Genomic DNA, 16,842 nt, shown 5'->3' with positions numbered 1-16,842 from the left:
ATTCTTCCCGCTGCGACTCAACGCAGCGAAAAGTCCTCGTAAGTCAGTGTCAGGCTGGGGTGATAGGCCGGATCATCGAACAGTCGATGCCGCCAGCGCCGGCGCATGTAATCCGCTTCCCGGCTCGCCCGTTGCCGCTTGGCGTTGGTGTCGTCGGCGCCTCGAGAAACGGACTCGTGGTGATAGAGTTCGGCAAACGGCGTCCACAGGTTGCGGTAGCCCGCCTCGCGGACCTTGAGACAGAAATCGACATCGTTGAACGCCACCGCCAGGTTCTCTTCGTCGAGACCGCCCACGGCATCGAACAGTGACTTGCGCACCACCAGACAGGCGGCGGTAACGGCGGAATAATTCTGCGCCAGATGCAGACGGCTGAAATATCCCGGTTCGTGACGCGAAAAGTACTTGTGCGCGTGGCCGGCGACACCGCCAACCCCGAGTAGGACGCCGGCGTGCTGGACCGTGCCGTCGGGGTAGTAGAGCTTGGCACCGACACAGCCGATCTCGTCCCGACAGGCCTGACCGACCATCTCTTCCAGCCAGTCCTCGTTGATCGGTTCGATATCGTTGTTGATCAGGCCGAGAATGTGCCCGTTGGCGTGACGCGCCCCGAAGTTGTTGATGGCCGAGTAGTTGAACGGCTGCGGCCAACGCAGCACGCGCACCCGCGCGTCCGTCGCGATGTCATCGAGAAAGGCCAGCGTCTGCGGGCAGGTCGAACCGTTGTCGAGGATCAGAAGTTCCAGATGCGGATAGCGCGTCCGCTCGAGTATCGCCTCGACGCAGGGGCGCAGGATCGATACCTGATCGCGGGTCGGTATCAGCAGGCTCACCAGCGGAGCGGGATCCGGGATCGGCCAACGGACACGGTAGGTATTGGGGAATTTTCCCGGCTCGACACTCGCGCCTGCGGCGTGCCGAGTCAGGTAGTCCTGCACCGCCTGCAGACCGGCATCTGCGGTGTACGCCTTCTCCACGGCGGCCGACGCCGTCGAGCCCTGACCGGCGTGCCAGTGATAGAGCACATGCGGAATTCTGACGATCTGGTCCGGATCGAGTCCGGCACAGAAACGCAATGTCAGATCATGATCCTGACTGCCTTCGAAGCCCTGGCGGAACCCGCCAAGAGAGTTGACGCGCTCGGTGCGATAAACGCCGAGATGCGAGACATAGTTCTGTCCCAGCAGCAGGTCGGGATTCCACGCCGGCTTGAAGTGCGGGTCGAAGCGCTCGTCGAAGTCATCGATCTTGTCCTCGTCGCTGTACAGAAGCGCCGCCTGCGGCTGTCGCTGCAAGGTCTCGATCACGTGGTAGAGCGCTTCCGGCACCAGACGGTCGTCGTGATCGAGCAACGCTACATAGTCACCGCGGGCACGTGCCAGCGCGGTGTTGCTGGCCGCGCAGATATGGCCGTTGGTCGGGCGAAAGACCACCTCGATGCGAGAATCCCGCTCGGCATAGTGGGAAAGCCGTTCATGCACACGAGGATCGGTCGAGGCGTCGTCGGCGATACATAGCTGCCAGTTCGGATAATGCTGGGCCAGCACCGACTCGATGCAGTGATCGAGATCCTTGATGACGGGGTTATAGGTCGGCAGCAGGATCGAGATCAGCGGACGATAGGAAAAAGTGGTCAGCCGCCGAGATATCTGCTCGATGGAGAGCACCGGCTGCTGTACCAGCCATTGCCGATAGCTCTTGCGCGGACAGAGGCGAACGAAAGTCTCCTCGTACTGCTTCAACGCCAGCGCGCGCCAATGAAGCTTCTGCGCCTGTGCGCTCAACTTCAGTTGGGCAAGCACCCTGGCCTTGGGCGTCTCGAGCCACTGACCGTGCAGGTTGGCCAGCCGCTGAGCCAGACGATCGTGGGCGAACCATGGGGTTAGCCACACCAGCCGCAGATGATCGACGACGAAGCACCCTTCCGCTTCCAGCGGATCGAAGCGAATTCCTCGGATACCGGCCCCGATGAAACACAACCGTTTGGCGATCCGCCCCGGCCGTAGCGTCAGGTAAAAACTTTCCGCCTCGTTGAATCCCTGTCCGGTATCGACATATAGCCGCGCCGAGCCGCTCGGCTGATCATGGCGGATACCGATTTCGAGCATGTTCCAGCCCGGCAGGGGTAGCTGGCGACGCCAGGCGAATTGCGGATCGTTGCCCAGCGAACGCCAGTTATAAAGGCCAGCCACACCGTCATCGACCGTCAGGGCCTCGAGCTGATGAATGGGCTTCAGACGGGGGTAACAGACCACTCGCGTGGAGCGTTTGAGCCCGCGCCAGAACATCCAGTCCCTGGAAGCTGAGGTCGGCGACAGCGAAGTCTGCATCGGTACGCCCCTCATGGTTCCAGCACGGGCTGGAGAGTGACGGTTCGCTGCACGCGATGGCGACCCAATGACTGCTGGGTCAGGGTGACGCGGCAATCGACGATGTCCCCCTGACCGGCCTCGAGCGGCAGATGGAAACCCACGAAAGCGCCGCGCGGTGCGCCCCATCGCAGCATCCCGGGACGCAGCGCATTGGCCAGCGTACGACCGACCTTGCGATCGTTGACCCAGACATCGATCTCGACGGGGCTATCGTCGCCGGCCCACCAGGCCCAGCCCACCACCTTGTCGGCGACGCACTGCTGAATCGCGCCATGGACGAAGGGTCGACCCTGCTCGAACATCGCCAGCCGGGAATCGAACAGCCGCTGACACTGCTGATAGAGCTGAAAATCTTCGGCATTCAGCGCCCGCAAGGCGGTTTCGTCGTCTGCGCTGATATCGTAGGTATGATCCACCGTCGCGTGCCCCAGATTTTCGGACATGCCCGGGATTTCCCAGCCATACAGCGCATTCAGCATCGCCAGCGATTCGGGATAGCGCTCCGTCAGCCCGATGAATCCCAGAGCTTCGATCCGAGTCGATTCCAGGAAACGGCTCTGCCGATTGATCATGTCGTGGCGGCGGTAGAACGCCGAGAACGTGTCCTGGTAGCCATGGTGGCGAACGAAGTGGTGATATTCGGAGGCTAGGCGCTGCAAGGGGTTCCGCACGAAGGAGAAGCAGTGGCGCAGCCCCGCCAGGTGTGCGTACTTCTCCAACTTGACGTGGCCGCCCAGCAGTTGCACGTCCCGGGCGGAAAGGATCTGCCACAGCCGCCACACATCGCGGCGCTCGTAACCCCAGCGCACCACTTCGGGAGCGGTTTCACGCTGCTTTTCGCCGTAATCGTGCCATACCCGGTCTTCACCGAGATGGGCTTTGGCTCCCAGGCGAAAGCTCGTCCCCGCCGTCTTGGGGATATGCACGAAGAAACACGGCTGGCGCCGGGCCGGGAAAGCTTCGGGAGCGAGATCCTGACTGGCCTTGCGAACGCGACTCAAAAGCTCCGGCGAAAACTGGACCGGCTCGTCGTTCATGTCGTGGCGGTGAAAATAATCCAGATCGCGGGAGTGCATCGGCCCCATGTTGGCGCGTCCGCGGGACATCTTGGTATCGACGAACTCCTCCTGCGATTTAATGTTGTAGTGGTAAATCTTCATCGGCGTGTCGATCACGCTCTGGGTGCGCCCGGACTGCGCCTTGCCCTCGATGAAATCCACCGTCTGGCCATCCGCCGAGAGATAGCGATAACCCGGTTTCAGCTGTGCCGTATGTGGCGTCATCGACAGTACCCGCGAAGGTTTGACGATCGATTTCACGTGGCAGTTGACGACTCGCGCACAATCGCTGGCCATGCTGAATCGCTCCAATACGCCCCCCGGCTGGCGAAACCGCATTCCGGAAGACCCGAAAATTCGCCAGTTGATCGCCACCGCGCCCACTTCTTCCGACGCGAGTGTCGGTGCTAGCCATTCCAACGGTCTGTCACAGTGTGGATGCACCAGAAATTCGTCGACATCCATAAAGGCCATGTAGGTCGATTCGTGCCCGTGGTGCTCGAGTACGTGCTGATACCACAGGATCTGTGCTCGTTCTTCAGGCTCCCACTGGCAAGCGGTGACCAATCCCTGGCTTTGCCATTTCGCCAATAACAGCTCGGTATCGTCGCTGCTGCCGTGATCGGCGATATAAAAGTGTTCGAAGCCGATCAGCCGGTGGTAAGCAATCCACTCAGGGAGGTACTGACGTTCATTCTTGACGATGGCGACCATCGCAAATCGATAACGGGGTTGATTGGCGGTGCGTGAAATCATTGGCGTAAGTTCCCAGGCAACTCGGGGCGGCGACTACTTCGCCGATCCCAAAACCGGGCCGACGTCCACTCGATGACGGTAGATGAATCGAGTGATGGCCCGGATCTTTCTATCGGTAATGGCTTCCCCGAAGACATCTGCGGCTTCGGCAAGACTCGTGAATCGAGGCTGACTGGCGGTACACGCCGAGTAGAGCTCGGCGGCGATATCGAAAGACGCCTCGGCAGGCGTGGCCGGTTGACCGCTGACGGAATGGATCATGACGCGTCGCATCGGTCCTTCCAGCCGATCCCGAAACTGGCCGGGGCTGCGTAACGGAACGTGATAGACGCAGGCCCCGCTCTTTTCGACGAACGCCACGGCCTCGGGCTCCGGCAGAATGGGGACATCCTTCTCCCCCGCGAACGCCTGGTGATAGGCCATGTGTACGCGCGTGCCGGGGCGCTTGCGAAACAGCACCTTGTGACGACTGTTCTGACGGCTGTCGACGCAGAGATACTCTCCTTCGAGAAACTGACCGCTCAGATCCCGTTCCTCGTATTGGCGACGCTTGGGTATCAGGTTGAGCCAGGGCAGCGGAAAGCACTCACCTGTCGTCCCGTGGATCACCCTGTCTGGCAACTCGGCGGCGAACGCGGAGAAGAACGCGCCTATCGACGGGTACGGCCCCAACGAAAGAAACTCGTCGGCATCAAAGCAGTAGACGAAGTTTTCCATCTTGGGATCGACGAACAATGACAACGCCCGGTTGACGTAAAACGCCTTGCGCCTGCCGAAATGGCCACGGCTCTCCAGCTCGACCAGATTGACTTCCAGGCCAGGAAAATCCTGGCGTAGCTTATCGACGCACTGGCGCAGAAAGTCGTGTTCCAGATAGCTGATGACGATCAAACGCTGGAAACCCAGGCGGGCATGATGCAGCAGCGATGACCAGACGATGTCACTCTCGCCACGCACCATGGTGAGGGCGGTAAAACAGATGTTCATCGTGGCGCGGATATCCGCGCGCATTGGATCGGCTGTCACGCATCCCCCTCGACCACTAAATTGATAACCATCACGTCCAGGATTCCCGGCGCCCTTTACCACGGCTTCTGTCGTCGCGCGGCGCCGGCCATCGGTAGCGGATGACTCGGCCCGTCGAAGACAGATCAACTGCGAGATTTCTCGTTGCCAACCCGACACCAGGTGTCGGCCAGGCGCTCGAATCAGTCAGTGCCATCACTCGCCAATGAATGGATTTCGGCCCACTTCGTTGATCAAGCGGCCCCACTTGAGAATTTCCATTTCATCCAGCGCATCCGCGCCGTGCAGTACTGCCGGGAATCCCAACGCCGCCCACTTATCCATCGGATGCAGGATATGGAACGTCGTCAGCCCGAGATCGCCGGGCATCTGGGCGTCAGCCACCACGTTGTCGCCGATGTGCAGATGGCGATCGATACCTTCGTTGGCGAGATCCTGCTTCACCTTGCGCCACATCGATCCGTTGTCCTTGCGCAGCTGCTCTTCGCTCGACACCATCAACCGGTAGGCCGCCGCAATACCGGCCTTGCGCAGCATCAGTCCAACCTGTTCGCGGTTGTAGTAGGTGTCGGAGATGACCCAGAGAATGTGGCCGTGTGCGGCGAGATGGTTGAACAGCTCGACCATTTCGTCCTTGGGCTGAATCATCTCGAGATCGAGTTCGTACTCGAGTTCCATCCATTCCTGAGCCGCTTCGGAATCCACATTCAGCTGATCTGCCAGCTCGTCGTAGATGGCCTCGATGCGAACGTCACCCTGATAATTGGCCCGCTGGCGCAGCGTCGACTCGGCATCGTTGCGCAGCTTGACGAATGCCTGGGCGGAGCTGACGAATCCCTGCTCGGCCAGCATTTTGCCCAGCTTCAGCTTGGCGTAATCAGGCACGGTAAACTCACGGCGAACCAGCGTATCGAAGACATCGAAACTGATGCAGGCATGCGCCTGGATACTGGCGATGTGTTGCTCCAGCCGACCGTGATAGCTCGCGGTGATGTAGCCGTTATCCGTCGTAAACTGGCCGGTAGGCGGGTAATAAAACAGCTGCTTGTAGCCGAGATGCTCGGCCAACGGGCCGAGAATTCGCTCGAGCGCGTGGAGCATCGAATTGTCGTTGGGCAACGGCTCTTCCGGGAAGTCCTCATAGGACCATGTCTGATCCAGCACCCCCTTCATGGCTCCGGGGCGAGACCAGAACATCCCCCCGGCGGGGTAGCTCAGGAACTCGGGGACGTGTTTCAGCCCCAGCTTCTGCTGCCATTCGCGCATGAAGCCCTTGTTCATGGTCTGATGATTGACCCAGGAAGGCATCATCCAGAACGTGGTCGGGTAGTAGAGCCCCAAAGATTCATCAGCCGCGTAGGCATTCAGCAGGCGCGTAATGACGGAAGTGTCGCGCAGCAGATATTCGATCAAATACTCCGCCCACTGGGTCTGTTCCTTGCCCGAATAGAGCGACTTCTTGGAGTGCAGATGACAGAACAGGTCGTAGCCCTGTAGCGCCTGACCATACTCCACCAGAGCCGGACCGAAATTTCGCCCGCGGTTAGGCACGACACGAGTCTCCAGCTTGCCAACACGTGCATGCTTGCCGAACACTTCCTGAGCATGTGTTTCGAAGCTGGCGTCCGCCAGCGTCAGATAGACATCCACGACCACCGGGAACTGCTCGATCGCCTTGGCAAACCGATCGAGGAAGTCGACATAGAAAACATGTAGACAGAGCGCGACTTTCAGCTCGCTAGCCGCCTGGGTCAGCGTGTTGCCGGACTCGATGATCTCCCGGGGATACCAGCGCACGGTGGCCGGCAAGTGCTGGCGCCCTTCGCTGCGTCCATGCAGCAGATAATGCTGTAGCGGGCTCTGCTGGGCATGGAAGACATCGATATACATCCGATGATAGGTCTCGCTATCGAACCGCGGTGACGGGTTCACCGGGGCAAAGCGGGACTTACGAATATAGTCATCGAAGGCTTCGCGTTGCGTGGAGAAGCGTAGACCGTAGGTAGCCTGGTACCACTTGGGATCGAACAACCCCGTGCCGAGCGCGTCCATGAACGCCTGGCCCATCAGCGACGCGTGAGCTCCGCCGCTGCCGGTAGTAACGCCCAACGGCAGCTCGCTGGCTTCGCTCTCGTCATTACTCGCTTCGAGGATCGACGCGGCATCCGACAGGGCAACAGCGTCAGGAAACGAAGGTGACTGTTCCTTTCCGATGATTTCCTTTCCAGCGATGAGGCTTGCAGGGGCAACATCATCATTGATGGCATCTCCATCGGCGACGATATAGGTTTCGGTCACAGTGACCATTTTCTTGTCATCGACGACGGATTCTTCTCGAGGCTGATCCTCGAGATGCTTTTCTTCCTGACCTTTCCCGGTAAAAGCCTTTTCCGATTTAGCTTCCTCCGACCGAATCTTTTCTACTCGCGCCTTTTCTGACCGAGCCTCGGGCACGACAATGTTTTCATCCATCCCCACGACTTCTTCGGCCGCCAGCCTTTTCCTGCGGGCTTCACTGGCGATCTGGGTCTGAAATAGCCACGGTAGTAGCGACATCATTTTTCCCGTTGGTTTCATGTGGGCCCCCGCCTCTTGATTTATATTGCGAACATTTGCATCGGGCTGACCATACCGTTACCGGCGATATCGTCATCGACGTTAAAAAGGTGCCGTACATCATGAGGAATGCAGTTGGGACGAGTGGCAAAGACCTCGTAGAGATCCTGCACATCTTCGCTCGTGTAATTCACACCATGACGTCGACACATCAGGACATGGTCGATTGCGCCATCGAAGACCGTTTTCAGATCCTGAAAGTGGCGCTGTGTTGCCGCTTCACGCCCATAGAAATATTCGAATTCCCGATTGCTTTTCTGGCGAATATCGACCATCTGTCCGTGAGGCGCAGTCAACAGACATTCGAAGAGCAGAGAGCGGTCGAGCATGGTACAGCCGTCGCGCCATCCGACTCCCTCATGAAAAACACCCTTCAACAGTGCATGGTGATCGCCGATCGCCGAGTCACCCGGCTTGGTCGCGATGAAATAGAGCCCGGTCGTATCCCGTTTCAGAATATGGGTCAGAATTTTCTGAATCGTGCCGGAGTAACCCAGATCCAGCATCAGGGGCCGCTTGTCGGGGTCCATCAAGCCACTTCGGCTCAAATAGGCTATCAATGACCGATATGTCGGAGAAACGACGCTTTTCAAGGCATTGAAGTGTGGCGTCAGCCATTGCAGAACCAGGTCCCGGTCCTTGGGTAGCTCGCAGTTGAAGCGAAGAAGCTCGAACGGCAATGCCGAAAAGATTTCATGCAGCTGGAGACCGAACCGTTTTCGCATGAGGTCCAGTATGCTGCCCGCAAAATCATTGCTCAGCGCCATCGGCATGATCGTCTCCGACCCCAGCATGGCGCGGAAAAGCAGCGTCCTGGACACCCGTAGATAGACAGGGTCATGCTGTAGCTCGATCGACGATTCACGCTGCAAGCGGGTCAGCAGACGATGGAAGCACCACCCCTCACGCGCCAGACAGACAGGCAGGTGGCCGTCGGATTCCGCTTCAATGGATTCGGCATACACGTGCAGCGCGGGCCCAAGAAAGGTTGCCCCGAACTCATGTAGTGCTCGATTCTTGGCTTGCATGATGACGCCTCGTCGATATGTTATTGGCCACGAATCGTGACGTTTCTTTATTCATTTCGGCGCGTCTGACGGGGAGCCGAAGATTTCATCTTTTTCATGGTGTTGATACGACGACCAGCGGTTGACTAAAACGACGACATTCCTATCGGCCGTTCAATCGCTGGGCTCTTAAATACCGTTCAATCGCTGAGCTCTTGAATCAAGTCGCGTTTAAACTAAAAATTTTATAAACACCATTCCCGTCATAATCTTCAGCATGACAGTCGATCTTGCTAACGGCGTGGCTAACGATATGCGTGTCTACAAAAACCCAGTATCAATCAATCGAAAAACTGACCAACAAATGAAAACTGAGGTTTGAAGTGTCGCATAATAACGACATGACATCGCTACAATGTTGCGGAACCATGACAGCCCACACGTTCCCCGCCGTTAACTTCAGCGTGTCAAATACTTTCGACTTTCAACACCTTCCAATCGACGATCGCAGTTTATTGCTAGACTTTAGTCAGGTTAATCGCGACCCGGCTTTTGGTGAAGATGAATTTACTCATCGATATTCACCATCCAGCAACCCACTCATTAAAAACCGACGATCAATATCAGATATCTCATAATCGACAGTATTAAAAACAGTAAATAGAGATATTCCGATAATAAAGCGCCGTAGAAAATCGACGATGCGTTTTCCAGCGGCGAGTCGGAACGTGCGTCAGCGAAGAGTCACTCAGCGACGAGTTTCAGCCGAGGAAACGAGCGTCTTGCCACGGCCGACGGCGTAGTAGTCGACACCGGCGGCGGACATCGCTTCCGGATCGAACAGATTTCGGCCGTCAACCACGATCGGAAAGGTCAACTGCGCGCGAATCCATGCGGCATCGAGTGTGCGAAACTCTTTCCATTCCGTGCAGACCACCAGCGCATCGGCTCGCTTGACGGCCTGAATGCGGTCTGCCACCAGCACCAGGTCGTCACGCTCACCGTAGATCCGACGACACTCTTTCATCGCCTCGGGATCGTAGGCTTGTACCGTGGCACCGTGCGCCCACAGCGCTTCCATCAGCGTCCGACTCGGCGCGTCGCGCATGTCATCGGTTTCCGGCTTGAACGCCAGCCCCCAGACCGCAATCGTCTTGCCTTCCAGCGCCCCGCCCAGGGCATGGGAAAGCTTCTCGAACAGCGTCGACTTCTGACGTTTGTTGACCGCTTCGACCGCCTGGAGCAGCTCGGCTTCGTAACCGACCTTGCTGGCAGTACGAGCCAGCGCCTGAACGTCCTTCGGGAAGCAGGAGCCGCCATAGCCGCAGCCAGGGTAGATGAAGTGGTAGCCGATTCGTGGATCCGAGCCGATGCCGCGACGAACGTCCTCGATATCTGCCCCCAGACGCTCCGCCAGGTTGGCAATTTCGTTCATGAAGCTGATCTTGGTCGCCAGCATGGCGTTGGCGGCGTACTTGGTCAGCTCCGCCGCCCTGACGCTCATGAACATCAGCTTCTCGCGGTTGCGGTTGTAGGGCGCGTAACATTCACGCATCAGGTCGCTGACGCGATCCGAGTCGGTGCCGACAACGATACGAGCGCCTCGAGTGAAGTCCTCCAGAGCCGAGCCCTCCTTGAGGAACTCGGGGTTGGAACAGACATCGAACGAGAGTTCGACAGCGCGTTCCGCAAGGATGCCTGCAATACGGTCGTGGACCTTGTCGGCGGTACCGACCGGGACGGTCGACTTGTCGATGACGACCTTATAAGCATTCATGTACTGGCCAATGGTGGCGGCCACCGCGAGCACATATTGCAGATCGGCGCTGCCGTCCTCATCCGGCGGGGTCCCAACGGCAATGAACTGGAGGGCCCCATGCGCGACTGCCATTTCAGCGTCGACCGTGAATCGCAGTCGCTGGGCTTCCACGTTGCGAAGCACCATCGACTCGAGGCCGGGTTCGTAGATCGGGATCTCTCCCTGAACCAAGCGATCGATCTTGTTCTGATCGATATCGACACAGACCACGTCGTGGCCAACATCCGCCAGACAGGCGCCGGTAACCAGGCCCACATAGCCGGTACCGAAAACGGTGATCTTCATCCGAGAAACTCCCAAGAGTGTGCGATGCTGCCTGCGGGGCAGCTCAGAAAGTCGAGATGGCAAGACCGAATGGCCTGACGCCTGATAGCGAGCACCCAATAGCCCGAATCCCGTCGAGACGAACGCTCAGGTGAGCGCTTGATAGAGATCCAGGCTGACTGACGCCTAGGCAAACGTCGCCGCGTCAACCAGCGAACTCCCCTGCTCGTCCTTGTCGGACGTCATCGGTCTGTCGCCAACCAGTGGCCAGTCGATGGCCAGCTGCGGATCGTTCCAGTGCAGGCTGTATTCGTCGCCCGGCGCATAGTAGTCCGTGCATTTGTACTGGAACTCGGCGACGTCGCTGGTCACATAGAAGCCATGAGCGAACCCTGGCGGCACCCATAACATCTGGCGATTGTCTTCATTCAGCAGCGCTCCGACCCATTGCCCGAAAGTGGCTGAGCTGCGCCTCATGTCGACGGCGACGTCGTAGACCTCGCCTCGCGTGACCCGCACGAGCTTCCCTTGGGGCTGTTGCAGCTGATAATGAAGCCCCCGCAGAATGCCCTGACCGGACTTGCTGTGGTTGTCCTGTACGAAGGTGTAGTCGCCGCAGTGCTCGATGAACTCGCTGTGACGAAACGTTTCGAGGAAGAATCCGCGCTCGTCGCCAAAGGTTCGGGGCGTCATCAGCACGACGTCAGGGATGGCCAATTTTTCGTAATTCATTTCATTCGTTCCTCAGCCTACGATGGGGCGCGTCGGGTTACTGGCCGCCAACGGCTGCCGCTTTCGCTACCGTCGCTCCACGTCGCGAGTCCTCCAGGCGCTCCAGCAGATACTGGCCGTACCCGGTTTTCTTGAGCGCGTTGCCGCGTTCGGCCAGCGTCGCGTCATCGATCCAGCCCTGATTCCAGGCAATCTCTTCCAGACAGGCAACCTTGAGTCCCTGACGGTGCTCGATCGTCTGCACGTACTGACCCGCCTCCAGCAGACTGTCGTGGGTCCCGGTATCGAGCCAGGCGAAGCCGCGGCCCAGCCGCTCGACGCGCAGATCGCCACGCTCGAGGTAGGCGTTATTGATACTGGTGATCTCCAGCTCGCCGCGCTCGGATGGTTTGACCCGATGGGCGATCTCGACCACATCGTTGTCGTAGAAGTAGAGACCGGTGACCGCATAGGGCGATTTCGGCTTGATCGGCTTCTCTTCGATCGATAGCGCCTTGCCCGAGGCGTCGAAATCCACCACCCCGAAGCGCTCTGGATCCTTGACCAGATAGCCGAACACCGTCGCCCCTTTTTTCGCTTCCGAGGCCCGGGTCAACTGCTCGGTGAAGTGCTGTCCATGGAAGAGATTATCTCCCAGTACCAGGCACACGGAGTCGCTGCCGATGAACGACTCGCCGATCAGAAACGCCTGGGCCAGACCATCGGGCGATGGCTGCTCGGCATATTCGAAGCGCACGCCGAATTGGGTGCCATCACCCAGCAGATACCGATACTGCGGCAGATCGGACGGTGTCGAGATGATCAGAATCTCGCGGATTCCGGCCAGCATCAGCACCGAAATCGGATAGTAGATCATCGGCTTATCGTAGACCGGCAGCAGCTGCTTGGAGATGCCCTGCGTGATCGGGTGAAGCCGTGTGCCGGAACCGCCGGCTAGAATGATGCCCTTACGTGCCATGGTTAAGCTCCTATTCGATGCCAGGATCGATTCAGATTTTAGATAACGGTATAATTAGAGAATTTCCCGCACGAGAGGCCTCTACTCGGCTTCGAGCAGCTCCGTCAGCGTCAGCTCCAGCTGAGACTCCCAATCCGGCAGCGTGATGCAGAGCGCCTGTTCGAGTTTCTCCAGCGCCAGGCGCGAATTGAGCGGCCGTTGCGCCGGTGTGGGGTAATTCGCGGTCGGGATCGAAACCACCTGATCCGGCTGTACCCGCAACGTCTCCCCGAAGGCTTCGGCCTGGCGAAAGATCGTCTGAGCGAAGCCGTGCCAGCTGGTTTCACCACGCGGCGCCAGGTGGTAAAGACCGGAGGCCAGGCGGCCTTCCATCCGTGCCCTCACCGACAGCAGCGAGACCTCCGCGATCAGCCGCGCTGGCGTCGGCGCGCCGATCTGATCGCCGACGATCTGCAGCGCCTCGCGTTCCCGGGCCAGGCGCAGCATGGTTTTCAGAAAGTTGTGGCCGCGGGCGCTGTAGACCCAGCTGGTGCGAAAGATCAGCGCGTCGGCACCGCTGGCCAGTATCGCCTCGTCACCCGCCAGCTTGCTCTGGCCATAAATGGAGAGCGGCCCCGTCTCGCTGCTCTCGAGCCACGGCTTTTCTCCATCGCCGGGGTAGACGTAGTCAGACGAGTAATGCACGAGCCGCGCCGAGGTCGACGCGCAGTAATCGGCCAGTTGCGCCGGCAGCGCCGCATTCAACCGGAAGGCCTCTTCACGCGAACTTTCGGCCGCATCCACGGCAGTCCAGGCAGCGGCATTGGCGATGAGGCTGGGCTGTAGCGAGTCCAGCAACCGAGCGACGGCACTAGCATCCTGCAGGTCCAGCGACCGCCGATTGGGAGAGACACACTTCCCGAGTGGGGCCAGCGTCCGCTGCAGCTCGTGACCGACCTGACCGTTGCCGCCCAGAATCAGGATGGTCATGCGGTCACCCCCAATCGCTCGCCCTGATAGCTGCCGTTCTGCACGCGCCGCCACCAGACGTCGTTCTCGAGAAACCAGCACACGGTCTTGCGCATGCCGCTTTCGAAGGTTTCCCGGGGGGTCCAGGCCAGCTCCCGCTGAATCTTGGACGCATCGATCGCATAGCGTTGATCGTGTCCCGGCCGATCGGCAACGAAGGTGATCAGATCCCGGTAGTTTTCGACGCCGGGGGGCTTGCGCGGCGCGAGTTCCTCGAGCAGGTCGCAGATCGTCTCGACGACCTCGAGATTCTGCTTCTCGTTATGGCCGCCAATGTTGTAGGTCTCGCCGATCTTGCCTTCACAGGCGACCTGAACCAGCGCCCGCGCGTGGTCCTCGACGAACAGCCAGTCGCGAACCTGCTTGCCGTCGCCGTAGACCGGCAACGACTGCCCCGCCAGCGCGCTGAGGATCATCAGCGGAATCAGCTTTTCCGGAAAATGGAACGGCCCGTAATTGTTGGAGCAGTTGGTCACCAGGGTCGGCAGACCAAAGGTCCGATTCCAGGCGCGCACCAGATGATCGGAGCTGGCCTTGCTGGCCGAATAGGGCGAGCTCGGCGCGTACGGTGTCGTCTCGGTGAACAGATCGTCGACGCCGTGCAGATCGCCGTAGACCTCATCGGTGGAGATATGATGAAACCGGAAATTCGCCGCTTTCTGCGGCGCGCTGTCCTGAAGCCCTTTCCAGTAGACGCGCGCCGCCTCCAGCAAGGTATAGGTGCCGACGATGTTGGTCTCGATGAACGCCGAAGGCCCATCGATGGAGCGATCGACATGGCTCTCAGCCGCCAGGTGCATGACCACATCCGGCTGATACTCGCGAAAGATTCTGGCCATCGCCGCCGCATCGCAGATGTCGGCCAGACGAAACTCGTAGCGCTCGTCGCTATCGACGCGAGCCAGCGATTCCGGGTTGCCCGCATAGGTCAGGTTGTCGACGTTGACTACGCGATGTGGCGTTTTTTCGATCAATTCGCGCACCACTGCCGAACCGATGAATCCGGCCCCCCCTGTCACTAGAAATGTCATGCTCATGGTATTTCCCCCGTCGAAACTACTGTTGATAGCGCCACGACCCATAGTGGGTTTGTCGTGCAACGCTCATTGCTGGATCGATGGCGAACGTCAGTCGCGATGGTCTTTCACGATCAGAATCAGCATGTTGATGATCAGCGTGATGAATAGCGCGATCACCGCGAAAACCACCGAGTTGTAGACGCGCTCCGGCTGCTCGGCATATTCCGGCATCGTCGGCGTCTGCAGCACGGAAACCTGCTTCAACTTGCGGGCAGCCTCGATACGGGTGGTTTCGAGTGCCCCCAGCGCCCCGGAGTAGCTCTCCTGAGCGAACTGGGCGCGCAGCATCAAGGTCTGGTATTTCGAGGAAATGCTGTTGAGCGCGTCACCGGACTGGCGGGCCAGCCGCTCCTGCTCCTGCACGATCTGATCGTTGAGCGCCTTGATCTCGCTGCTGACGCGCACGATTTCCGGAGAACGAACGCTCTGGAAGCTTGCCAGGGCACTCTTGCGCGCCTTGGCGACCGCGAGCTGTCCTTCCAGGGTCGAAACCACCGAGCTCAGGCTCTCCACCGTGCCCGTCGGCGAGACCAGGCCGTTGGAGTTCTGGTAATCGACCAGCGCGTCTCGGGTCTGCTGGAACTTGTCTTCCAACAGCGAAACCTGCTGTTCGAGAAAACGCACCTGCTCTTCCGCCAGCCGCTGCCCCATCAGGTTCATGTGGCTCTCGCCCTCTTCCAGCAGCAGCTGCGCAATCTTGTTGGCTTCCTGCGGGGTAAAGGCTTCGACGTCGATCCGCAATACGCCGGCGTAGTCGTCCAGCTCCACCGATATCCGCGAAAGGAAGTAGTCGTGCAGCTCCTCCAGCGGTGCGTTCTCGTCGCTAAGCGCGCTGAAGATATCGGCACCGGAGTTGGCGTAGTGATTGCGGAAATCCGCCTCGTCGACGAGCAGTTTCAGCATGTCGACGGAGCGCATGTAATCGCGCAGCAGCAGCATGTCCGCGAGATTGCTGGAAGAGCCGCCGCTCAACAGCGAACTCACGCTCAAGGTCGGCGAAGCGAGCTGGGGGCTTTCCAGTACCACGTTGGTATGAGAGACATAACGGTCGCTGGCCCATAGCGCCCAGTAGAGTGAGACGACGACGATCGCGATGAAGCACACGATCCAGTGGAATGACTTGCGTAACCGGGATGACTTATGGGTATGAGCTGACTTGTTCATGGCCGACCTGTCTTTTTCGGAGTCTTTTTCGGGGTCTTGTTCGTCGTCTGTGTCGTAGGCGCTGTCGTTCGATTACGAGGTTTGGGCGTGGGCCTGGGCTTCGCTTGCGCCTGGAATTGCTGTACGTAGCGGCGCGCTTCATGCATGCGCTCGCGGGCTTCTTCCATGCGCCAGCGCAGGGTGTCATCCGGATCGTTGCGAGCGGGATCGTCGCTGGCGATCTGATAGTCGAGACGCACCTGCTCGAATTCGCGATTGGCCTGCATCAGCGCCTGCTTCGCTTCGGAGAGCGATTGGGGCACGATCGGCGGCGCGGTCTTCTTGCCATCAGTCGCTTCGTGATAAGCGCCGATCGCATCCTCGATATCGTCGAACCATTGCGCCTGCCCTTTCTCCAGCACGATGCCGGCCTCGCAGAACTCCCGCAGGACCCCCTCGCCGTGGGAGACCATGATCAGACTGGCCTTGCCGATACGATCCTTGAACGCCTTCTGAGCCTTGGCCTTGAACGCGCGATCACCGACCGCGGTCGCCTCATCCGAGAGGTAGACATCGAAATCGAAGGCCAGCGACAGGCCGAATGCCAGGCGCGAACGCATCCCCGACGAGTAGGTCTTGACCGGCTCGTCGAAGGCACTGCCGATCTCGGCAAAGGCCTCGACCTCCTCGATCACCCGTTCGATTTCTTCCTCCGCCCCGTGGATACGGGCCACGAACTTGACGTTCTGGCGACCGGTCATCGATCCCTGAAAACCGCCGGCCAGACCGATCGGCCAGGAAACCCGACTGTTGCGGATGATGTCGCCACGATCCGGCGAGTCCATCCCGCCGATCAGTCGCAGCAGGGTCGACTTGCCGGCGCCGTTGCGGCCCAGAAGCCCTACGCTGACACCGGAGGGGATGGTCAGGTTGATGTCCTTGAGCACCCATTGGCTGCCGTGATGATTGTGGTAGCGCTTGTAGAGATTGCGGATCTCGATCAT

At 59.3% G+C, this 16,842-nt stretch carries 12 protein-coding genes; all 12 read right to left on the bottom strand.

Annotation, left to right across the window (positions count from 1 at the left end; translation table 11 throughout):
• Positions 1-17: 17 nt before the first annotated feature.
• Positions 18-2,330: a glycosyltransferase gene (locus BTW08_RS03855; protein ID WP_168170632.1), complete on the bottom strand. Its 2,313-nt coding sequence runs from the start codon at positions 2,328-2,330 to the stop codon at positions 18-20.
• Between the two features lie 11 nt (positions 2,331-2,341).
• Positions 2,342-4,186 carry a glycosyltransferase family 2 protein gene (locus BTW08_RS03850; RefSeq protein WP_075561208.1) on the bottom strand — a complete coding sequence of 615 codons (1,845 nt, stop codon included), beginning with the start codon at positions 4,184-4,186 and terminating at the stop codon, positions 2,342-2,344.
• A 33-nt stretch (positions 4,187-4,219) separates the two neighbouring features.
• The gene (locus BTW08_RS03845) at positions 4,220-5,212 is read right to left on the bottom strand and encodes a hypothetical protein (protein WP_139313568.1); all 993 of its coding nucleotides are present in this window, start codon (positions 5,210-5,212) and stop codon (positions 4,220-4,222) included.
• A gap of 195 nt (positions 5,213-5,407) precedes the next feature.
• Positions 5,408-7,768 carry a rhamnan synthesis F family protein gene (locus tag BTW08_RS03840; RefSeq protein WP_210403185.1) on the bottom strand — a complete coding sequence of 787 codons (2,361 nt, stop codon included), beginning with the start codon at positions 7,766-7,768 and terminating at the stop codon, positions 5,408-5,410.
• 41 nt (positions 7,769-7,809) lie between these two features.
• Positions 7,810-8,856 carry an HAD family hydrolase gene (locus BTW08_RS03835; protein ID WP_075561206.1) on the bottom strand — a complete coding sequence of 349 codons (1,047 nt, stop codon included), beginning with the start codon at positions 8,854-8,856 and terminating at the stop codon, positions 7,810-7,812.
• Positions 8,857-9,583: 727 nt separating this feature from the next.
• Positions 9,584-10,939: a UDP-glucose/GDP-mannose dehydrogenase family protein gene (locus BTW08_RS03830; RefSeq protein WP_075561205.1), complete on the bottom strand. Its 1,356-nt coding sequence runs from the start codon at positions 10,937-10,939 to the stop codon at positions 9,584-9,586.
• 165 nt (positions 10,940-11,104) lie between these two features.
• Positions 11,105-11,650, bottom strand: coding sequence for a dTDP-4-dehydrorhamnose 3,5-epimerase (rfbC, locus tag BTW08_RS03825; RefSeq protein WP_075561204.1), 546 nt, complete (start codon positions 11,648-11,650; stop codon positions 11,105-11,107).
• Positions 11,651-11,687: 37 nt separating this feature from the next.
• Positions 11,688-12,608 (bottom strand): glucose-1-phosphate thymidylyltransferase RfbA, encoded by a 921-nt coding sequence (gene rfbA / locus BTW08_RS03820; RefSeq protein WP_075561203.1) that lies wholly within the window; start codon positions 12,606-12,608, stop codon positions 11,688-11,690.
• An 81-nt stretch (positions 12,609-12,689) separates the two neighbouring features.
• On the bottom strand, positions 12,690-13,577 hold the full coding sequence (rfbD, locus tag BTW08_RS03815; RefSeq protein ID WP_075561202.1) for a dTDP-4-dehydrorhamnose reductase: 888 nt from the start codon (positions 13,575-13,577) through the stop codon (positions 12,690-12,692).
• Positions 13,574-14,647, bottom strand: coding sequence for a dTDP-glucose 4,6-dehydratase (gene rfbB, locus BTW08_RS03810; RefSeq protein ID WP_210403190.1), 1,074 nt, complete (start codon positions 14,645-14,647; stop codon positions 13,574-13,576). The genes rfbD and rfbB overlap by 4 nt, the downstream gene beginning before the upstream one ends.
• A gap of 96 nt (positions 14,648-14,743) precedes the next feature.
• Entirely contained in the window at positions 14,744-15,859 is a 1,116-nt protein-coding gene (locus BTW08_RS03805) for a chain-length determining protein (protein ID WP_075561201.1), read from the bottom strand.
• Positions 15,856-16,842, bottom strand: a complete 987-nt coding sequence (locus BTW08_RS03800; RefSeq protein WP_083627668.1) for an ATP-binding cassette domain-containing protein — start codon at positions 16,840-16,842, stop codon at positions 15,856-15,858. The genes BTW08_RS03805 and BTW08_RS03800 overlap by 4 nt, the downstream gene beginning before the upstream one ends.

This window comes from Salinicola sp. MH3R3-1, from assembly GCF_001937155.1.
GTDB lineage: Bacteria > Pseudomonadota > Gammaproteobacteria > Pseudomonadales > Halomonadaceae > Salinicola > Salinicola halophyticus.
Note: the sequence above shows the minus strand (reverse complement) of the source record. Positions and strands in the feature narration are given on the sequence as shown.

Bases quoted from the DNA above. Each gene is read 5' to 3' on its own strand.
- BTW08_RS03835 (WP_075561206.1), bottom strand. From the start codon at position 8,856: ATGCAAGCCAAGAATCGAGCACTACATGAGTTCGGGGCAACCTTTCTT.
- rfbC (WP_075561204.1), bottom strand. From the start codon at position 11,650: ATGAATTACGAAAAATTGGCCATCCCTGACGTCGTGCTGATGACGCCC.
- BTW08_RS03855 (WP_168170632.1), bottom strand. From the start codon at position 2,330: ATGCAGACTTCGCTGTCGCCGACCTCAGCTTCCAGGGACTGGATGTTC.
- BTW08_RS03830 (WP_075561205.1), bottom strand. From the start codon at position 10,939: ATGAAGATCACCGTTTTCGGTACCGGCTATGTGGGCCTGGTTACCGGC.
- rfbB (WP_210403190.1), bottom strand. From the start codon at position 14,647: ATGACATTTCTAGTGACAGGGGGGGCCGGATTCATCGGTTCGGCAGTG.
- BTW08_RS03850 (WP_075561208.1), bottom strand. From the start codon at position 4,186: ATGATTTCACGCACCGCCAATCAACCCCGTTATCGATTTGCGATGGTC.
- rfbA (WP_075561203.1), bottom strand. From the start codon at position 12,608: ATGGCACGTAAGGGCATCATTCTAGCCGGCGGTTCCGGCACACGGCTT.
- BTW08_RS03840 (WP_210403185.1), bottom strand. From the start codon at position 7,768: ATGTCGCTACTACCGTGGCTATTTCAGACCCAGATCGCCAGTGAAGCC.
- BTW08_RS03800 (WP_083627668.1), bottom strand. From the start codon at position 16,842: ATGATCGAGATCCGCAATCTCTACAAGCGCTACCACAATCATCACGGC.
- BTW08_RS03805 (WP_075561201.1), bottom strand. From the start codon at position 15,859: ATGAACAAGTCAGCTCATACCCATAAGTCATCCCGGTTACGCAAGTCA.
- rfbD (WP_075561202.1), bottom strand. From the start codon at position 13,577: ATGACCATCCTGATTCTGGGCGGCAACGGTCAGGTCGGTCACGAGCTG.